At 33.6% G+C, this 17,422-nt stretch carries 23 protein-coding genes; all 23 read right to left on the bottom strand.

The genetic code is table 11. The annotated features are described in order from the left end of the window. Window positions 1-24: 24 nt before the first annotated feature. Window positions 25-1,203, bottom strand: coding sequence for a DUF2062 domain-containing protein (locus B0A64_RS17410; RefSeq protein ID WP_089480770.1), 1,179 nt, complete (start codon window positions 1,201-1,203; stop codon window positions 25-27). A 19-nt stretch (window positions 1,204-1,222) separates the two neighbouring features. Then, window positions 1,223-1,708 (bottom strand): hypothetical protein, encoded by a 486-nt coding sequence (locus B0A64_RS17405; RefSeq protein WP_089480769.1) that lies wholly within the window; start codon window positions 1,706-1,708, stop codon window positions 1,223-1,225. Window positions 1,709-1,710: 2 nt separating this feature from the next. After that, a complete protein-coding gene (locus B0A64_RS17400) occupies window positions 1,711-2,082 on the bottom strand; it encodes a 3-hydroxyacyl-ACP dehydratase (protein WP_089480768.1) in 372 nt (123 codons plus the stop codon). Window positions 2,083-2,087: 5 nt separating this feature from the next. Beyond that, window positions 2,088-2,723: a porin family protein gene (locus tag B0A64_RS17395; RefSeq protein WP_089480767.1), complete on the bottom strand. Its 636-nt coding sequence runs from the start codon at window positions 2,721-2,723 to the stop codon at window positions 2,088-2,090. A gap of 37 nt (window positions 2,724-2,760) precedes the next feature. Next, window positions 2,761-3,396, bottom strand: coding sequence for a hypothetical protein (locus B0A64_RS17390; protein ID WP_089480766.1), 636 nt, complete (start codon window positions 3,394-3,396; stop codon window positions 2,761-2,763). After that, window positions 3,362-3,988 carry an outer membrane lipoprotein carrier protein LolA gene (locus B0A64_RS17385; RefSeq protein WP_089480765.1) on the bottom strand — a complete coding sequence of 209 codons (627 nt, stop codon included), beginning with the start codon at window positions 3,986-3,988 and terminating at the stop codon, window positions 3,362-3,364. Before B0A64_RS17385 ends, B0A64_RS17390 begins: the two co-directional genes overlap by 35 nt. Before the next feature lie 293 nt (window positions 3,989-4,281). Further along, entirely contained in the window at window positions 4,282-4,947 is a 666-nt protein-coding gene (locus tag B0A64_RS17380; protein WP_244285442.1) for a polysaccharide deacetylase family protein, read from the bottom strand. A gap of 113 nt (window positions 4,948-5,060) precedes the next feature. After that, complete coding sequence (locus tag B0A64_RS17375) at window positions 5,061-6,122, bottom strand: beta-ketoacyl synthase N-terminal-like domain-containing protein (protein WP_089480763.1); 1,062 nt, start codon at window positions 6,120-6,122, stop codon at window positions 5,061-5,063. Window position 6,123: 1 nt separating this feature from the next. Continuing rightward, window positions 6,124-7,323: a beta-ketoacyl-[acyl-carrier-protein] synthase family protein gene (locus B0A64_RS17370; protein WP_089480762.1), complete on the bottom strand. Its 1,200-nt coding sequence runs from the start codon at window positions 7,321-7,323 to the stop codon at window positions 6,124-6,126. A gap of 142 nt (window positions 7,324-7,465) precedes the next feature. Beyond that, a complete protein-coding gene (locus B0A64_RS17365) occupies window positions 7,466-7,723 on the bottom strand; it encodes a phosphopantetheine-binding protein (RefSeq protein WP_017496902.1) in 258 nt (85 codons plus the stop codon). Window positions 7,724-7,725: 2 nt separating this feature from the next. Then, entirely contained in the window at window positions 7,726-8,340 is a 615-nt protein-coding gene (locus tag B0A64_RS17360) for a beta-ketoacyl-[acyl-carrier-protein] synthase family protein (protein WP_089480761.1), read from the bottom strand. Between the two features lie 79 nt (window positions 8,341-8,419). After that, a complete protein-coding gene (locus B0A64_RS17355) occupies window positions 8,420-9,031 on the bottom strand; it encodes a hypothetical protein (protein WP_089480760.1) in 612 nt (203 codons plus the stop codon). Between the two features lie 15 nt (window positions 9,032-9,046). After that, complete coding sequence (locus tag B0A64_RS17350) at window positions 9,047-9,538, bottom strand: phosphoribosylaminoimidazolesuccinocarboxamide synthase (protein WP_089480759.1); 492 nt, start codon at window positions 9,536-9,538, stop codon at window positions 9,047-9,049. 109 nt (window positions 9,539-9,647) lie between these two features. Further along, window positions 9,648-10,799, bottom strand: a complete 1,152-nt coding sequence (locus B0A64_RS17345) for a beta-ketoacyl synthase N-terminal-like domain-containing protein (protein WP_089480841.1) — start codon at window positions 10,797-10,799, stop codon at window positions 9,648-9,650. A gap of 90 nt (window positions 10,800-10,889) precedes the next feature. Next, entirely contained in the window at window positions 10,890-11,456 is a 567-nt protein-coding gene (locus tag B0A64_RS17340; RefSeq protein WP_089480758.1) for a hypothetical protein, read from the bottom strand. 39 nt (window positions 11,457-11,495) lie between these two features. Next, window positions 11,496-11,945: an acyl-CoA thioesterase gene (locus B0A64_RS17335; RefSeq protein ID WP_089480757.1), complete on the bottom strand. Its 450-nt coding sequence runs from the start codon at window positions 11,943-11,945 to the stop codon at window positions 11,496-11,498. Beyond that, window positions 11,920-13,209 (bottom strand): ABC transporter permease, encoded by a 1,290-nt coding sequence (locus tag B0A64_RS17330; protein WP_165769845.1) that lies wholly within the window; start codon window positions 13,207-13,209, stop codon window positions 11,920-11,922. Before B0A64_RS17330 ends, B0A64_RS17335 begins: the two co-directional genes overlap by 26 nt. Then, on the bottom strand, window positions 13,199-13,951 hold the full coding sequence (locus B0A64_RS17325; RefSeq protein ID WP_089480756.1) for an ABC transporter ATP-binding protein: 753 nt from the start codon (window positions 13,949-13,951) through the stop codon (window positions 13,199-13,201). The genes B0A64_RS17330 and B0A64_RS17325 overlap by 11 nt, the downstream gene beginning before the upstream one ends. Before the next feature lie 6 nt (window positions 13,952-13,957). Next, entirely contained in the window at window positions 13,958-14,956 is a 999-nt protein-coding gene (locus tag B0A64_RS17320) for a BtrH N-terminal domain-containing protein (RefSeq protein WP_089480755.1), read from the bottom strand. After that, complete coding sequence (locus B0A64_RS17315) at window positions 14,956-15,360, bottom strand: hypothetical protein (protein WP_089480754.1); 405 nt, start codon at window positions 15,358-15,360, stop codon at window positions 14,956-14,958. The genes B0A64_RS17320 and B0A64_RS17315 overlap by 1 nt, the downstream gene beginning before the upstream one ends. A 24-nt stretch (window positions 15,361-15,384) precedes the next feature. Further along, the gene (locus B0A64_RS17310) at window positions 15,385-15,849 is read right to left on the bottom strand and encodes an ABC transporter permease (protein WP_089480839.1); all 465 of its coding nucleotides are present in this window, start codon (window positions 15,847-15,849) and stop codon (window positions 15,385-15,387) included. An 8-nt stretch (window positions 15,850-15,857) separates the two neighbouring features. Continuing rightward, window positions 15,858-16,289, bottom strand: coding sequence for a hypothetical protein (locus tag B0A64_RS17305; protein WP_089480753.1), 432 nt, complete (start codon window positions 16,287-16,289; stop codon window positions 15,858-15,860). Beyond that, window positions 16,289-17,422: a beta-ketoacyl-ACP synthase III gene (locus B0A64_RS17300; protein WP_089480752.1), complete on the bottom strand. Its 1,134-nt coding sequence runs from the start codon at window positions 17,420-17,422 to the stop codon at window positions 16,289-16,291. The genes B0A64_RS17305 and B0A64_RS17300 overlap by 1 nt, the downstream gene beginning before the upstream one ends.

The following is a 17,422-nucleotide window of genomic DNA, read 5'->3' as shown; positions in this document are numbered from 1 at the left end:
TTTGTGGCGAATAATAAATATATATTATTCGGTGCGTTTCTTGCTAAAAGCCGTTAAAAGTAAATAACTTATAAGACCAAAAGTCAGTGCCAAAACGGATGCTAAAATAAGACTTCCCACGATATATTGGGTAGCATTTTTTTGAATATCATCCAGTGTCACGGAACTATCTAAAATTAATGGTGCATCATTAGACACAAAATAGCTTCCCATTTTTAGAGAACCGTAAATAACAAAAGGGATAAAAGGCGGAAAACTCACATTCGAAGCCAGATAAGCAATGACTTTATTGAGCCTGAATAATGCAGCAAAAGTAAAAAGCAAAACGGTTTGGAATCCCCAAAAAGGCGAAATTCCGATAAAAATACCCAGGGCTATTGATGCCGATTTCGTGAAATTAGAGTCGGAACTTTCTAAAATATCTTCGAGAAAGAATCTTTTAAACCCTTTTTTTTTTGCTCTTCTAAAAAAATCTCGTGGTTTTATATACAACAATGCATTGATTACCAAAACGGTATTTAGAATACTGATTCGGGTAAAATCCTTAAACGGTCGAAAATGGGAAACACGTTCTGCAGGATCGTACAATATCTGGATTGGAATGTTTTTTACTGTAATACCTTTCCAGGCAGATCGTACAATAACCTCAATTTCGAACTCAAATTTATTGGTATAAAATTGAGTCGGAATCAGTCTTAACGGATACAATCTAAAACCAGATTGGGTATCTTCAAGCACAATTCCGGTTTCGAACTTAAACCAGAAATTCGAAAACTTGTTTCCAAAACTACTTTTTCTGGGTACATTTTCCTGTGTCATATTACGACTTCCAATCAAAAGAGAATTTGGTTTGTTTTGGATGGCAGCAATAAAACCCGGAATGTCAGCAGCAAAATGTTGTCCGTCAGAATCGATTGTGATGGCATATTCAAAATTTAGTTCGATCGCTTTTCTAAAACCATTTCGAAGCGCCCTTCCTTTTCCTGTATTTCGAGGATGATGAATTTGTGTAAATTGCGAATATTGCTGTAAAATTTCACTTGTTGTATCTGTTGAACCGTCATTGACGATAATGATGTTTTGAGTGAAATCTAAAATAGAATCCAGCACTTTTTTCAACGTTTTGTGATTATTGTATGTTGGAACAATAACACAAAAATTGGTTGAATTCAGTAATTCCTGCTGAGATAATGTTGGTTGCATTGTGGATTTTTTTCTTTATCTACTTCACAAATTGCCTCTCTTTTTCAGAGAAACTTTTCGATTGTAAAACAAAGTCTTTTAGATATTCTTTTAAAGTAGCATTTTGCTCAGCATAATGCGTTGTGATAAATTTTTTATCTTCTTTAATATTTTTTTTGTAGCCTGTAATTCCCGGAACATCTTCCTGAATACTCAATCGAATCATTCTGATTTCGATATTGTTTGGATCACTTTTTAATGTCGCTTCCAGAAGTTTAGCACCTTCTTTAAAACGCGAAATTTTACTTCCTAATATACTTTCAAACTTAGAGTCCAGCAAAATTGAAGCCGCTTTGTAGGCGACTAAAATTTTCTCGTCACTGTTTGAAATGGCAGAAAGTTTTTCGGTAAATTCTTTAGCATTTGTTTCTGATTTTGCAACATCAGAATACATTTTTCGGATGGATGCCAAATCTGGAGTTCCGGCAAAATTTATCCATAGAAGTAATGACAATAGTAATTTCATAGTTATAGTTTTTTGTACGTATTGCTTAATTTTAAAGCAACGGTATCGTTAAAATATGTGGTGTTCTTCACCTTTATCAAATCATCTTCTGTGGTTGTAATATCAAGTTCTAAACGCAATTCCGGATTCGTCTCCGGATTGATTAATGCCATGAATTTTACATTGGTCAGTGTTTGTATTATCAACGAACTTTTGGTAATCGCTTCTGTAAGTTCCTTAATGATCTGAATCATGCAAACGCCCGGCATTATTGGGTTTCCTGGAAAATGACCATTAAAAACCTCATGATTGGCATTAACTAATATACGAATATTATATTTAGCATCTCCTGTTTTTTCTTCTGAAAGCACTTTATAAAAGTCTTTTAATACCATAATTTTTATTTTACTTTAAAAGTGTAACTAATACCAATCTGGAAAACCTGATTTAAAATAAGATCGTTATAGTAATAATCATTATTATCATAATTGATTCCGTCGTACCCATAAATATCAATTAAGCCTTGTTTAAATCTGGCTTCAAAAGTTAAACCATTTGGCAGCGTATATCCTAAACCGGCAACGATAGATAAATCAACTCCAACAGGATTAGTCCCCAATTTATCAAAATTATCATCTGTTTTAAAGTCTATAGAAGGTCCTGCTAATACATGAAAACCTTTTCCTTTAAAATGAAATTTACCTACTGCTCCAAGCGTCAAATAATTTATTTCGGCTTTAGTATTTCTGGAGTAAAAATTTGGATCTCCCGGATTTTGAAAAGCTAAAGAAGAAAAATGAAAATTAGCACCTTGTCTGGAATAATTTAATTCTGGTTGAAGCGTAAAATATTTATTAAACTTTATAGCCACTAATCCACCAATATAAAAATCAGATTTAGAGTTAGTGTTTCCTGGCATATTACTTAAATCAGAAATATTTAAACCTCCGCGAAGTCCAGGGCTCACAGTTACCTGAGCATTTGATGTTAAAAGTCCTGTAAAGAATACAAAGGCAATTACGGTTAATTTTTTCATTTTGGTTTGATTTAAAGTTTATGATTAGTTTAAATTATTATTCAGATTTAAAATAATTTAACTCAATTTTCAACTTGATATTCTGATGAATAATCTGAATCTTTTCGGCAAAAATATTGTTTTCTGAACTAAATGTCAGCGTAAATTTTTCTTTTGTTTGAGAAGCATGAACGACTTTCTCTAATTTTTGGTCCTTTTTTGAGATAAAAAGATAATTATCCCTTTTTCCGTCTTTTGATTTGTAGATGTTAGCAGAATCGTTTTCGAACTGTTCCTGAATTAAATATTCCTTTTTAAAAAGTAATCGAAAATCTTCTTTCAATGTATTGATCAGGATTTTTCGATCTAACTCGGATACAATCGAATTGACTTTGAAATCAGTTTCTGAAATTTCGAAATCCATTAGTTTGTTCCCAAATTCAGTGGTAAAAACAATTCGGTGTGTCGTATCGTTTATTTTTTTGGCAATAAAAATTCCGCTAATTTCATTTCCGTAAACCGTTATATTGGTTTTATAAACATAATCTGTTTTTGAATCTGAAAAATAGGGAACTTCATAAGACGTTTTGTCTAATTTTTTTGGAGTATAGTTTTTTGTGACTGATCCACAAGAAACGAATACTAGCGCCAGAAAGCAATTAATTATTAAAAACGGAGTCGTCGATTTTTGCATTGATCACTTTATTTTTAAGTACAATTCGGGTATAATCTTCAGATGATTCTAATAATTTTACCTGAACTACGGTTGCTTCTTCTTTGTCGAAAGTCAGTTCGATTTGTTTGATGTATTTCTTCAACGTCGCATCTTTCGGAATGAATTTTGCCAGATTTTGACCTTTTAGTTTAAAATACGAAATGGTAAATTCTTTGTCGTCAAACATATTTCCGCTTACGCTGCCAACGATTAATTTATTGATGCGGCCAAAAATTTTGCTGTTACCAATATCAACCGCACTTTTTTTGCCTTCGTCATTAATCAGGATTTTCCCGTTTTTAAAAACAATACTGTAATTGTATGGTTTTTTATATTGCCATTGTAACAGACTTGGTTCTTTAAAAATCATTTTACCGGAAGTTTCAATATCCTTCGATAAAAAATCCAAGTGTTTGTATTGCACAAAATCAGTACTTAAGGTTTTGATTTTTTTCGATACTACATTTACATCTTGCTTAAAAGTGGCAATTTCGGCATCTGTCATTTTTTGTTCCTGAGCGAACAAATTGCCAGAAATAAATAGAATTAATAGAACTATTTTAGTTTTCATATTTTGTTAGAAATTATGCTTTAAATTTTTTTTTTGCCACTCCCGATAATTTTCCGGATAATGATTTACACAGATTATTTTTTAACACATAGAAACATAGAATTATTGAACTCAAAAAAGGCGTTTCACTTGTATTAACAAACATAGCTATGTTTTAGAAACGAGTTTCTTTTTATTTACTTTTTTAAACACATACAATCTATGTTTCTAGGTGTTTAATTAAATTTTTTAGCATTAACTTATTGGTTAAAAATCTGTTTTATCTGCGCCTTCGCTTTAGCGAATCCGTTTAATCAGCGTTCCATTTCATAAGCTTTAAGATTCAAAAGTTCCTCTATCGAAATCACTTTATAGTTGTTTTGTTGTAAAAATTGCAAAAACTGTTCCAATACCAAAACCGAATGTGATGCCGTGTCGTGCAAAAGTACGATTCCGCCGGGAGAAACGCGTTTTATAATTCGGTTGAAAATTAAACTTTGATTTTTTGTTCCGCCGTCGAGCGATCGAATATTCCAGCCAATTACTTTATGTTTGGTTTTTTCTAAAGCTCTTCTGATCGATGGCGTTGTAACTCCGTAAGGCGGACGAAAGAAGTTTATTTTTCCGGAAGTATATTTTTCCAGAAGATCATCTGTTTTCTGAATTTCTTCTCTGATTTTTTTAGCATTATAAAAATCAAAAAAAGGAGAATGACTGTAGGAATGATTTCCGACTAAATGACCTTCTTCAATAATTTTTTTTACAATTTCAGGATGGGTTTCGATGTTTTTTCCAATGCAGAAAAAAGTGGCGCGGGCATCGTATTTTTTCAGAAGTTCTAAAACGTCCAAAGTAAATTTACTTGGACCATCATCAAAAGTTAAGGCAATTTTTTTTTCTGTTGCTAACGGATTATTACAGAAAGCTTTTAGATGATAATTTGATGCAATCCGGGAAGAGCCAATAGCATTTATTCCCAACCAAATTAAAATTATAACTACAAACCACCATATGTTTATTGCTACATAAAAATTCAGAAGAAATAATAAGAGCAATAAAAAAACAAAAAATAGTGATATGTTTTTGTGCGTTATCATTTTGTGATTAACGTAAAACTATGGTTTTTTCCGTTTAATTGATTGTACAATAAAATGGTTTTGTAAACTGGTTTTTCAACCGAATTTACTTTTATGATTTCCGGAATTTCCTGTGTTTTTAAAATTTTAGCTGCCATCCATAAAGCAAAAGCAGATGCGGTGTCGTACTCTCCGCTTAAATGTTTGTAATACAAAACAGGTGTTTCTGAGAAAGTATTTTCAGTAAGATTTCTATAATAGTTTTCGAAAACTACATTTCCGTCAAAACCTAAAATCAAAGCATCAATAGCTGAAATTTCTAAATTATTTGATTTCAAAAAGGATTTAATTTCGGTTTCAATTTCGTTTGCTGCAAGCGTATTTACAATTGCAATATCCAGAACTTCAGCATAAGTGTGCTCTTTTCGTTCGTTTTCTAAAACAAAAAAACTGGCACCTTCACCGTAAACGGCACCACTTGTTTCAGAATTCAAGAGGTCATAAGGACCTGTATTGTCTTCTTTAATGCGTCCGGAAAGTTTAAAAAGAGCGGTGGTATAATCGCCATTTTCATCAACTCCACCTATTAAAACCGATTGAGCTTCGTCTTCTTCGATTTGCATTTTAGCATCTAATAAAGCCGACTCAAAAGAAACAGCACCGTTTACATACGTAAAATTATAGCCTTTGCATTGTTGCAACAAAGCAATTTGTGCACCAACGGTATTGTGTGTCGATTGAATAAAAGAGGTAGGCGTTAAAAATTCCTCGTTATTATCGAGAATGCTTTTCAGGAATTTTTCAGAATCTTCGATACATCCCAAACCGGTTCCGGTAATAATAGCATCAACTTTTTCGATATTGGCGTCTTTCATTGCCAATGCCGAAGCTACGATTCCGTTTTTCACCCCTTTAGCCATTCGTCTGCTTGCTGCGGGCGAAATATAATCTTTGTAAACCGGCGAAACAATCGCCAATACATTTTGATTATGATTGACAACGGCTTCTTCTAAAAAAACAGTATCAAATGTTTTTTGAGTCGAAATACAACCTACTCCATTTATATATGTTTTATTCATTTTAGCTTTTTGAAAATATAAGAGTAGAACAATTTCCTCCAAAACCAAAAGAGTTGGATAAAACGTGTTCGATATTTTTATTCTTTGCAGTAGTTTGAGGTTGCAAATCAAATTCTTCCATCGGGTTTTCGAAATTCAAATTTGGGTAAACCACATTATTCTGAATTGCCAAAACGCTATAAACCGCTTCAATTGCTGCAGCTGCTGCCAGAGTATGTCCGGTAAAAGGTTTAGTTGAACTAAAATCAGGCACTTTTTCGTCTTGATAAATTCTCAATAAAGCTCTTCCTTCAGACAAATCGTTGTTTGGAGTTGCAGTTCCGTGTACGTTGATATAATCTATTTGAGAAGGTTTTAAGCCTGATACTTCAAAAGCTTTTTTCATTGCCAAGTAAGCACCATCACCATTTTCTGAAGAGGCAGTTTGATGAAAAGCGTCGTTTGCATTACCATAACCGGAAACTCTTGCCAGCACTTTTTTATTTTGTTTTGCAACAACTTCATCCGATTCTAAAACCAAATATGCCGCTGCCTCGCCCAGGTTTAATCCTTTGCGTTTATTGTCAAAAGGTTTATTAAAATCGTCTGATAAAATCATCAAAGTCTTAAATCCGTTGATGGTGAATTTTGCCAAACCATCAGTTCCGCCAACAATGACGCGATCTAATTTTCCGGATTTAATTAATCTTGCACCCAGCATAATCGAGTTTGCTGCAGAGGAACAAGCGGTACTAATTGTAGTGACAATTCCTTTTAGACCCAATTCTTCGGCAATTTTCTCTGCAACATCACCACCATCATGACAGGTAATATATTTTACCAGTTCAGGATGTTTGAAATAATCGTAATAATGTCTTTCAGTCATATCCATTCCGCCCACACTTGTAGCCGAAATAAGTCCGGTTCTAAATTCGTTTATCGAAGTAATTCCGGCATTTTCAACAGCTTGTTTTGCTGCCAAAGTACCTAACATTGCCGTTCTCGAAAAATTATTGTCACTGCCTAATCCCAATTCAGCAATCAGATCATCATTGGTTTTTTTGATTTCACCAACTTTAATAACATTTTCATGAACTGTCGAAATATTGGAGATGCGAGAAATGCCAATTTTATTTTCTATTAACGAAATATAATTTTCCTCGACTGAATTTCCAATCGAAGAGATAATTCCCATTCCCGTTATTGCAACACCCTTTGTCATTTTAGATTTATGATTTTAGATTTTAGATTCTTAGAACTTTGTCAAAGTTTAAAACTTTGACAAAGTTGACGGATTTTTAAACCATTTTAGATTTTAGATAATGAGATAAGAAATCTAAAATCTAAAATCTAAAATCTGCAATCTATTTAGTTCTATTAGCGCTAATATAAGCTGCCATAGTTTCGATAGATTGAAAAATTGTTTTTCCTTCTTTTGGATCCACTAATTTAATTCCATAATCTTTATCCAAAATCACAATCAATTCAAGTGCATCAATTGAGTCTAAACCTAAACCATCTCCAAACAAAGGATCGTTATCAGCAATATCTTCGATTGCGATATCTTCAAGGTTAAGGGTTGTAATGATTTTGTTTTTTAATTCTTCTTTTAATGCTTCCATGATTATTTATTATATAATGTATTGATATTTTCGTTTTTGTATGTTGCGCTTTCTTCTTTGCTAATTGTGCAAAGAAACGCTTTATAACTGTCATTAAAAAATTCTACCCAACCGCACAGAACTGTATCGGCTTTATTTGTGTTTAATAGAATGGACGAATAGTTAGACAGAAATTCAGTATTGAAAGCATCAAATATAAAAAAAGAATTTTCACTTTTTAGCTGATGGCGGATACTTATTTCTCCCAAACAAATATTTGGTAAAGTATAGACGAAAACTGCCGGACTCGGAAAGTAGTTTTCTTTGTCTGAAATCGATTCCTGATATTTTACATCAGTATCTAAACTCGACGATTTATTGGCCAAAACCAAAGCGATATTATTTTCTTGTTCAGCCGAAGTTATTGGACTCAAAAGCAATTCAGATCCTAAAAAAGCCAGTTTGCTCAAAGCGTCCATTTTGAAAAACTTCGGGTATTGAATATCAAAATTACGATACGCCTGTTTTGAGAAATCACCAAAATCGGTTGGTTCAATTTTGAATATAGAAGTTCCGTTCAAAACAATTTCGTTGTTTTGGATCGTGATGTAGGATTGTATGTGAGTTTTTTGAGTCATTATTTTTGTTTAACACTAATTCCACAAATTAGCACGTATTGTTTTGGGTTTAAATTACACTAATTAGTCTGTGCATTTTTTAAGAAACCCAAGTTTCAACAATATTTGTAATATGCCATTCTCCAAATTTGTTTTCAATTGTAATCTCAAATCCTCTTCCGCATTTTCCTCCCCCGCATGAAGCACTCGCAGATATAGTGCCGGAAGTTTTGGTTTTATTAAACTGAATATTAGAAATTTGAATTGTTCCAACAAGCATTTTGCTTTTTTTGTCATTTATGTCCCAATATATTTCTTCAGGAAATTTAGACGTGTATTGAAAATCAAACTTTTTATTATTTTTAAAAGGAGTCAAATCAAATTTTTCATTTCTAATTTTATTGTTTACTACATAATCATAAACACCAATTAAAATTCTGTTTTTATCATTTTTAATACTGTCTTGTTCAACTTGATATCTTTTTAATTTATCATGATAACCGATCGTATCTTCTTTGTTTGTTTTAAAATCTAATCTTGGCATCGGAGGCGGATACATAGTTCTTCGATCCATATATATTGAATCTACAATTTCAAGAAAGACACTATTCATCACCTCTTTTTCTAAATCAGATTCAGACACTTCTTTCTTTTTACATCCAAAAGAGGAAAGAAGAATTAGTGTTATAAATATGAATTTTGATAATTTCATTTTAAATCGAATTGCTTAATTTGAAAGTATTCCTTCACTTTTCATTATTGCCAATGCTTTTTCAGTTTCATTTTGTCCATCATTCAAAGAACCAGGAAGCAAAATCAAGCGTTTTTTTAATTTCCCATTTTCATCTTCAAACATGATTTCGAATCTTGAGCGTGTAACACCAGTTCTACCATTTATAAATTTAGCGTCTTTGATTTTATTTCGTTCGATTATTGGTGTCGCAGAATTATTAAAGCTTTTTATAATGCTATAGATTAAAAAAAATGCAAATAGAGCATATAAAATTGCAGAACCATTTTCGTTATTTTGAAAACTTGTAAAAGCATTGTAAAACATGAAAAGGGCAATTCCGGAATAAATAATTAAGATTTTTGATAAGCCATTTCCAACAACTGTTTTTGAAACATTTCCAATTATTCCATCTCTAGTCAAAATTATTTTATCTGCTAATACATGACAAAAACCAGTTTTTGTTTTAAACGTTTTTTCGTTTTCCATTTTAATTTAATTATTGAACTTGTAAATTTTCCTTACAAGTTCGATTTTCATTTGAACTGTTCGGAATTTCCGAACAGTTCAAACTTTATTATATTTTAATTTGTGAAAATTAGTGTAATTCGTGTTTCATCTTTTCAAAAACTACAGCCGTATTACAACCTCCAAATCCAGAAGCTGTTTTTAGGAAATAATTAATCGTTGCCTCTTTATTTTTCTCAATAATATTAATCGTTTCGCTTACACCCATTTCATCAAAACCTTTCGATTCAAACAGCATGTTTTGATTTACAGATTCAATCCCAATTACCGTTTCCAATAATCCTGAAGCGCCTAAGGTATGACCGTAAAATCCTTTTAAACTATTGATAGGGGCATTTTGTAAACCTAAACGATTTAGTGCGATCGCTTCCATTTCGTCGTTAAACGGAGTTGCGGTTCCGTGTGCGGAGATATAATCGATTTTGTCAACTTCTATTTGGGCTTCTTTCAAAGCATTCTGAATACTTCTAAACAAACCTTCGCCCGTTCTTGACGGACCCGAAATATGATTGGCATCGTTTATCGAACTGTCTCCAATAATTTTTATTTTGGCAGTTGCCGGATTCGCCGAAATTAAAACAGCAGCGGTTGCTTCGCCTAAACTAACACCGGTTCTGTTTTTAGAATACGGTTTACAAGGCGAATCGCTCATGGCCTGAAAAGAATTAAATCCAGATAAAACAAATTCTGAAACTTCATCGCCCGCAATAACAAAAATGTTATCATACAGCTCAGACTGGATCATTCTTTTCGCCACCGAAACAGCTAAAATTCCGGAAACACAAGCATTCGAAACTACGATAGGTTGTGTATTGAATTTAAAAAAACTGGCAACATTCTGAGCTAAAACATCTAAATGTGCACTATTAAAACTCTCTTCAGAATTCTCTTTTAAAGCGGTAACATTTCCTTTTGTGGTCGAAAGTATAAAAGCAGTTTTTGAATTTAAATCAACTCCCGAATTTTTGATAATCGGCTCTAAAGCCAAAATCATCATTTTCTCTAAACGAGAATATTTTGTGTCAGCGCTTATTTTTGCAAAAGCACTGTTTATTTTTTCATCATCAATAATAGAAGCATAAAATGGTATTGGCATCAAAGAAGGATCTTCATGCAATTGAATTCCAGAATCGCCACGAACAATCGCTTCAATATTCGACTGAACATCAAATCCTAAAGGTGTGATACAATTGGTTTGCGTGATGTATATTTCTTTTGACATTTTATGATTTTTTTCGAATATATCGATTTGCATCTCTTTAAAACGGATGTTTAAATTAACTGTTTTTTAATACTTTATTTTTAGGTATTACTAAATCTGTTTATCTTCATAAAGTATTTTTTTAGATTGTTCTTCGTATTTTTTTTTCAAGGTATTTAAGTCATTTTTGTATTGTCTACCTAATGCCGTTGGAATGAATGCATTTACTTCGTCAAGCGTCACTTGTCCTCGTGGTATTTTATTTAGAATTGTTATGAACCCATTATATGTGCTTTGCAAATGATTAACAAAAAAATCAGAGGTCTCCTTGCTCAACGACTCATTCAATAAAATACTTCGTTTTTCAATAAAAATAAAAGCCTCTTTTAATGGTGTTGAATCAAAATTTATATGATTTAGTTCATTTCTTTGAGCTTCTATGAACTGATCAGGCATATCGTGACGTATATAATATTCAGTTTCAATAATCTTTTCCCAAACTTCTTGTAAAGTTTTTAGTAAAGTATCATAACGTTCTTTTCTTATTGTAATTAATGTCTTTTGAAACTCTTCGATTCTATTAAAACGATTATCAATACGTTTTTGAATAAAATATGTTGCAATACCAACAACAAATGCTGAAGTGAATAAATTAGATAATATGTCTATGCTTATCATATTTTTTTAAGTTTATATAATTGATACAAGAAACACGTTCTATTTCAATAAGCCCACTTTTCGTTTCCATTCTTCGTAGAAAGGAGGATTGGTCAACATTAAATTTCCGTCGCCGTCTAAAAAAACTTGCACCGTTTCGCCAGTGCAGGCAACTTCGCCTTTTGCATCTATAATCTTAAAACGGTAAATCATTTTTGCTGCAGGTGTATCAACAACCGTTGTTTCTATTGTTACGACATCGCCGTAACGCAAAGACAATTTATGCTCGCATTTCGATTTTACGATAGGAGTTGTATAACCTGTATTGCCAATGTCTAAATAAGTAAGTCCGTGTTGGCGACCAAACGCTTCACGTCCATCTTCAAAATACGTGATATAATTGCCATGCCAAACAATTCCAAGCGGATCAGTTTCGTTAAAACGAATTCTGATTTCGTGGGAGACGGTTAGGGCAGTGGCTTCGTTATACTGTTCTTTTCTTTTTGTCATAAAATAAGGCAATGGATGTTGTGATAATAAAGAACAAAAATAACAAACTTATTTTTGGAATGATTTCAAGGAAAGAAACGTTGCGTAATAATACATCATAAAAGGCTTCCAGACCCCAATTCATTGGCGACGATTTTGCGATATACTGCATTAGGGTTGGCATTGCAAAAACAGGCACCCAAACACCGCCAACAGCGGCAAGAATCAGTACACTTGTTGCGCCAAAGGGTGCAGATTGTTCCTGTGTGCTTGCGACGGTTCCTAATAAAATCCCGAAACCTATGGCAGCAAAACCAGAGAATAAAGCAACGATGCTCATTAAAAATAAATGGCCTTCGATATTTAAAGAAGGTAAACCAATATGCGGAAATAAAAATACCGCAACGGCAACCATCATGTAAAACTGAATCATACAAATGGCAGAATAGGTAATGGTTTTACCCATAATCACCACCAAATTAGAAACCGGATTCGTTAATAAACGTACAAATGTTCCTTGCGATTTTTCTTTTACAATATTAATAGACAGCGGAATCACGATAAAAAATATCGCAAAAAGTGTCCAGGCGGGAACATTGTGTTGTACGGAATTTGGTCGAACTTCTTTGTTGTTGATTTTAGGAATTATTTCTTTGAATGTAATGAAACTCTTTTGCTCGAATTCGATATTTCCCTCTCCCAATTGATTTTGGAAAGTGGTATAAATTGATTTGGTTTCGATTTGAGAAATCATCTTATCAATCGAATTCATCACGGCATTTTTGAAACTCATTTGAACCGCAGGATCAAAATACAGTTTCACTTCTTTTTCTTTGATTACTTTAGGTTTTTCGGCTTGAGCCGTACTATCTGTTTCTGTTAAGCCCATTTTGCTCACAATGTTCGTAACATTCTGATCGATTTTGGATTGTAAATCGACACTTAGATTTTTTGGGATGATAATCGCCAGTTGAAATTTTCCTTTGTAAACGGCTTCTTTGGCAACTTCTTCGGTAATGGGTTTGTTGTCTATTTGTGTGATAACACTAAACAAATTGCTTTTTTCAAGATTATCGAAAACAGTTTTAGAAACAGAACCATTGTCATTATCGACCAGTAAAATGGGGATTTTATTATCGCTAATCGTTTTAAAAGTGCTGTCTTGTATTAAAGTTACCGTGATTACCAAAACCAGCGGCATGATAAACAAAATAATCAATCCGCCTAAATCTCTTTTGAGCAGGAGGAATTCTTTTATAACGGACATCCAAATTTTATTGACCATCTCTAAAATCTTTACCGGTTAATGAAATAAAAACTTCTTCAAGATTACGGGCTTCATCAGTAGAAGCAATTAAACTTGATGGTGTTCCTTGTGCAAAAATTCTGCCTCGGTCGAGAATGGCAATATTGGTACAGAAATCTTCGGCTTCAGCCAAATGATGAGAGGTGTATATAATCGTAGTTCCGTTTTGATTCAGGAGTTTCAAATAATCGATAATCGCGTTTTTAGATTGTACATCGACACCAACAGTTGGTTCGTCTAAAAATAAGACTTTGGGATTGTGCAGAATTCCGGCAATCAAATTGACTCTTCGTTTCATTCCGCCCGAAAAAGTTTCGATGCGCTTGTCGGCAAATTTTAATAAACCCAGAAGATCTAAAGTTTCGATTACCTTATCTTTTAGATAAGAACCTTTTAAGCCATACATACTTCCAAAATAATGTAAATTTTCTCTGGCTGTCAGGGTTGGATACAAAGCGTATTCCTGAGGGACAACTCCTATGATTTTTTTGATTTTAGATGAATGGTTGCTATAGCTTAAATCATCTATGGTAAAATGTCCTGAAGTTGGTTTTATCAATCCGCAGAGCATCGAGATTAAAGTGGTTTTTCCGGCACCATTTGGGCCTAATAATCCAAAAATCTGGCCTTCATATATATCCAGCGAAACATCGTTCAAAGAATACTGGTCGGCATCTTTGTACTTTTTCGAAAGGGATTCTATTTTTATAATGGGTTTCAATATCGTTTAGCTAATGGCTTTTTTTAATTTTTTGAAAAAGATTTCTTCTCGATTGGCAATGTCCAATAGTTCATCGGCAATGGCGTTGTAAGCATCTTCTTTGGCACTTCGGTTTTTGTAAATTCGGGAAGCTTCAACAGCAAAATCTCGCCATGAGTCTCCAATTTTTGTCATTTCTTTAGACAGTTCTTTCAATTCGTCATTGCCTAAAATAACCGAAGCTTCTTGCAAAAATGCGGCATATATAAAACGGAAACCTCCGCCGCCAGTTCCTATTTCTTCCTGCATACGTACCATTTGCGCCAGATAATGATTGGCTTTTTTGGTACCGTGTTTTACAGGCCATTTTCTAATTTGTCTGGATACTAATTTAATTCCGCGTACACCAACAATAGGAACGGGAGCCAACATATCACGACACGTATTTTTGATTCCTTTAAGGATAGCACTTTTCAAATCTACGGCTGCCGGAATCTGAATTGGGTAATACATTTGTCCTCTTGGAGCAAAAGCACCTTTGGCAAAACGTACCTTGTCTAATTCGTCGTGCGTTAAAGTCGTAACGGTTTCCATAACAGGATCGCTGACCAAATAATCCGTTTCGGTTTTTCCATAAACAACTAAATTGTGCGCGTTGAAATGAAAGCGATATTCATCCGGAAAATAACTCAAATGATACACGCCAACTTGTAAACCTGTTGGGATATTGTTTTTTAAATTTTCGTCTAATGCTTTATTGGCATTTGTTGTCGAAGAAAATTTTTGTCTTTTTATTTTAAGGTTTAAACGACTTGCTAGTTTATTAAAAATTTGTCCAGGCAAAGTTCTATAACTGATTGCAGGGGCATAATTGACTTTTAAAAAGGGTAAATACACAAAGAAAAGCCCGGAGCCAATACCAAAAACCATTGGTTCGCTGATGTTGAGTCCGCTATTTTTTAGCAAATTCGAGGCCACTCCGTTCTCGCAATGCGCGGCTTGATGATGTGTGAAATTCGTTTGCATTAGTCTTTTTTGATATTTTTTAATTCGGCTATTGAAATCTCAAAAGCATCGGCATATTTTTTTAAGATAGCGTCACTTAATTTGGCAAAAACAGTTGGTTTAAAATGTCGTTTTACACGCCATTTCCATAATCCAACATAACTGGACAAGATAGTAAGATCCATTTTGTTGACTTCCATATAGTAACAAACAGGACTTACTTCGCCAATTTCAACCTGCATTTTTGCTTCGGCAATTCGCTCGTTTATTTCGTCTATAGAATTGGATAGTGCGATAGTTTTGGGTTCCCAACCGGTACTTAAAGTAGTAGTATAATCTCCGTTTTCATCGGTAGCATACAAAAGTTCTTTCAGATTGTTTTTGGTTAAATTGCCTCTGTCTTGTGGTACTTTTTCTTTTTCCATGGCCTATTTTATTTTCAATTGGAATTATTCTGGAACCGAAACTGTCTTTTGAATGAACAAATTAATTTCGCATTCTAAAAGTAGTTTATGCCCCCATAAACTTTCGCAGCGCATTGTGCACAAAGTATAATCATCACCGGCGAATTTTGAAACCAAAGTTGCTTTGGTAATAATCGTATCGCCTACTTTTGGGAGCAAATGTATTCTAAGGTTTTTTATTGCACTGATGAAACCAAGTACATTTACGTTTTCATTTTCGGTACCGTCTTCGTCAAAAAAATATTTTTTACCTACAATAGCAGAACAGGTTTGTGCCGTGTTTTCGATTAAACCGGCTTCTATAAAAACGTTATTGTCTATAAAAATGTTATCTTCTTTGATCACGAAGATAGTTTCTACAAAATTAGAATCTATATCCAAAATTAAATCCACCATAAGCATTGGTGCTCGGTGTGGTAAGTAATTTTGTATATCGACTCCGGTTTTCATTCCTGCTATCATTTTGCTAAAACAGTTTTCATTTGTCCGTTTGCTATTTCTTCATGATTCAAATACGTTACAATATCCACTAATGTTATTCCTGCAAATTCTTGTAGAATAGTTATGGTAGATTGAATCGTATCATTGATTTTTGGCAACTTTTTAATCTCAATTTCCTTTATAGAACCAATATATCCTGTTGGGGCTATTTCGTTTTTCAGGAAAAATTGATAACCAGTGTGCAAAGCCACAGATTGTGCCATGTGTTCGATTAAACCTGCTTCAAGAAAAATATCGTTGTCTAAAAAAATATTATCGTTTTTAATTTCTAAACCTGCAATTAAGGAGGTTTCTGTAAACGAATACATTTTATCTACCATCACAAAAGGAAACTTTTGCGGCAGTAAATTTTCAACAGCTTCTTTTTCTAAAAGTAATGTTGTTTCCATTAGCAAACAGTTAGATAAGCGTAAGCAAATGAAAATCTTCCACTTTCGGGAACGGATAAAAGGATACGATCTCCTTTTTTTAAATTTCCTGAATTCATCAATTCTTCAAGAGCGAGGTAAATAGAGGCAGAACCTACATTTCCTACTCGAGAAAGATTCATGAACCATTTTTCGTCTGCCATTCCAATTCCTTTTTCAGCTAATCCTTTTTTTAATCCTTCGACAAAAAAGTTAGAAGAAACGTGAGGGATAAAATAATCGACCTGATCTGATGTGATTTTATTTTTAGACATGGCATCACCCATACTTTCAGCTCCTTTAGAAAGTATAAATTCGTCCAGTAATTTTACGTCTTGTTTAATGGCAAAAACGGATTCGTTTAACCATTGTTCGGGAGGATATTCGCTCCAGGCTTTGATCTCGCCATTCTCTAATTTATCTCCACCGGCATACATGCAGGTTTCTAATTCGTATGCGTATGAAAAAGCTTCCATCCATTCGATTTTTAGAGAAATTGGCCCTTTAGGTTTATTTTCTAATAAAAAAGCACCGGCTCCGTCAGACAACATCCAACGCAAAAAATCTTTTTTGAAAGCAATAATTGGTTGTTCTTCCAGGCTTTTTAGATTGGCTGCTTCGTGGTTGTACATTTGTGCATTTAGCCAGGTCGAAACTTTTTCTGATCCTGTGCAAATCGCATTTGTAGAATTTCCGGATCTTACAGAAAGGAAACCAAATTTTAATGAATTCATTCCGGCACAACAAACACCAGTTGATGAATTTAATTCTACCGATTTGTTTTTTAATAAACCATGAACCATTGCCGCATGCGAAGGCAGGAAAATATCGGGTGTTGAGGTTCCGCAGGAAAGCACTTCTAAATCTTGTGCAGTAAAGTTTTCATCGAACAATTGCACAACAGCATTTCGCGTTAACTCAGCATTATTATGTGTACTTTTTCCCGTTTTATCTATGGCGTAATAACGACTTGTAATTTTATTATTGCGCAAAATAATGCGTCTTGCTTTAGAAGCGGCATCATTGATGAGTCCTAAATAATCTTCCATTTCCTCGTTAGAAATAGCTTCATTTGGCAAATACTTTGCGGCTTTGGTAATATATACTTCAAACAT

The organism is Flavobacterium araucananum (genome assembly GCF_002222055.1).
Lineage (GTDB): Bacteria > Bacteroidota > Bacteroidia > Flavobacteriales > Flavobacteriaceae > Flavobacterium > Flavobacterium araucananum.
This window is presented reverse-complemented; position numbering and strand designations above follow the sequence as displayed.

Coding starts and splice junctions, on each gene's coding strand:
- B0A64_RS17410 (WP_089480770.1), bottom strand. CDS start 1,203: ATGCAACCAACATTATCTCAGCAGGAATTACTGAATTCAACCAATTTT.
- B0A64_RS17405 (WP_089480769.1), bottom strand. CDS start 1,708: ATGAAATTACTATTGTCATTACTTCTATGGATAAATTTTGCCGGAACT.
- B0A64_RS17400 (WP_089480768.1), bottom strand. CDS start 2,082: ATGGTATTAAAAGACTTTTATAAAGTGCTTTCAGAAGAAAAAACAGGA.
- B0A64_RS17395 (WP_089480767.1), bottom strand. CDS start 2,723: ATGAAAAAATTAACCGTAATTGCCTTTGTATTCTTTACAGGACTTTTA.
- B0A64_RS17390 (WP_089480766.1), bottom strand. CDS start 3,396: ATGCAAAAATCGACGACTCCGTTTTTAATAATTAATTGCTTTCTGGCG.
- B0A64_RS17385 (WP_089480765.1), bottom strand. CDS start 3,988: ATGAAAACTAAAATAGTTCTATTAATTCTATTTATTTCTGGCAATTTG.
- B0A64_RS17375 (WP_089480763.1), bottom strand. CDS start 6,122: ATGAATAAAACATATATAAATGGAGTAGGTTGTATTTCGACTCAAAAA.
- B0A64_RS17370 (WP_089480762.1), bottom strand. CDS start 7,323: ATGACAAAGGGTGTTGCAATAACGGGAATGGGAATTATCTCTTCGATT.
- B0A64_RS17365 (WP_017496902.1), bottom strand. CDS start 7,723: ATGGAAGCATTAAAAGAAGAATTAAAAAACAAAATCATTACAACCCTT.
- B0A64_RS17360 (WP_089480761.1), bottom strand. CDS start 8,340: ATGACTCAAAAAACTCACATACAATCCTACATCACGATCCAAAACAAC.
- B0A64_RS17355 (WP_089480760.1), bottom strand. CDS start 9,031: ATGAAATTATCAAAATTCATATTTATAACACTAATTCTTCTTTCCTCT.
- B0A64_RS17350 (WP_089480759.1), bottom strand. CDS start 9,538: ATGGAAAACGAAAAAACGTTTAAAACAAAAACTGGTTTTTGTCATGTA.
- B0A64_RS17345 (WP_089480841.1), bottom strand. CDS start 10,799: ATGTCAAAAGAAATATACATCACGCAAACCAATTGTATCACACCTTTA.
- B0A64_RS17340 (WP_089480758.1), bottom strand. CDS start 11,456: ATGATAAGCATAGACATATTATCTAATTTATTCACTTCAGCATTTGTT.
- B0A64_RS17335 (WP_089480757.1), bottom strand. CDS start 11,945: ATGACAAAAAGAAAAGAACAGTATAACGAAGCCACTGCCCTAACCGTC.
- B0A64_RS17330 (WP_165769845.1), bottom strand. CDS start 13,209: ATGGTCAATAAAATTTGGATGTCCGTTATAAAAGAATTCCTCCTGCTC.
- B0A64_RS17320 (WP_089480755.1), bottom strand. CDS start 14,956: ATGCAAACGAATTTCACACATCATCAAGCCGCGCATTGCGAGAACGGA.
- B0A64_RS17315 (WP_089480754.1), bottom strand. CDS start 15,360: ATGGAAAAAGAAAAAGTACCACAAGACAGAGGCAATTTAACCAAAAAC.
- B0A64_RS17310 (WP_089480839.1), bottom strand. CDS start 15,849: ATGAAAACCGGAGTCGATATACAAAATTACTTACCACACCGAGCACCA.
- B0A64_RS17305 (WP_089480753.1), bottom strand. CDS start 16,289: ATGGAAACAACATTACTTTTAGAAAAAGAAGCTGTTGAAAATTTACTG.
- B0A64_RS17300 (WP_089480752.1), bottom strand. CDS start 17,422: ATGTTTGAAGTATATATTACCAAAGCCGCAAAGTATTTGCCAAATGAA.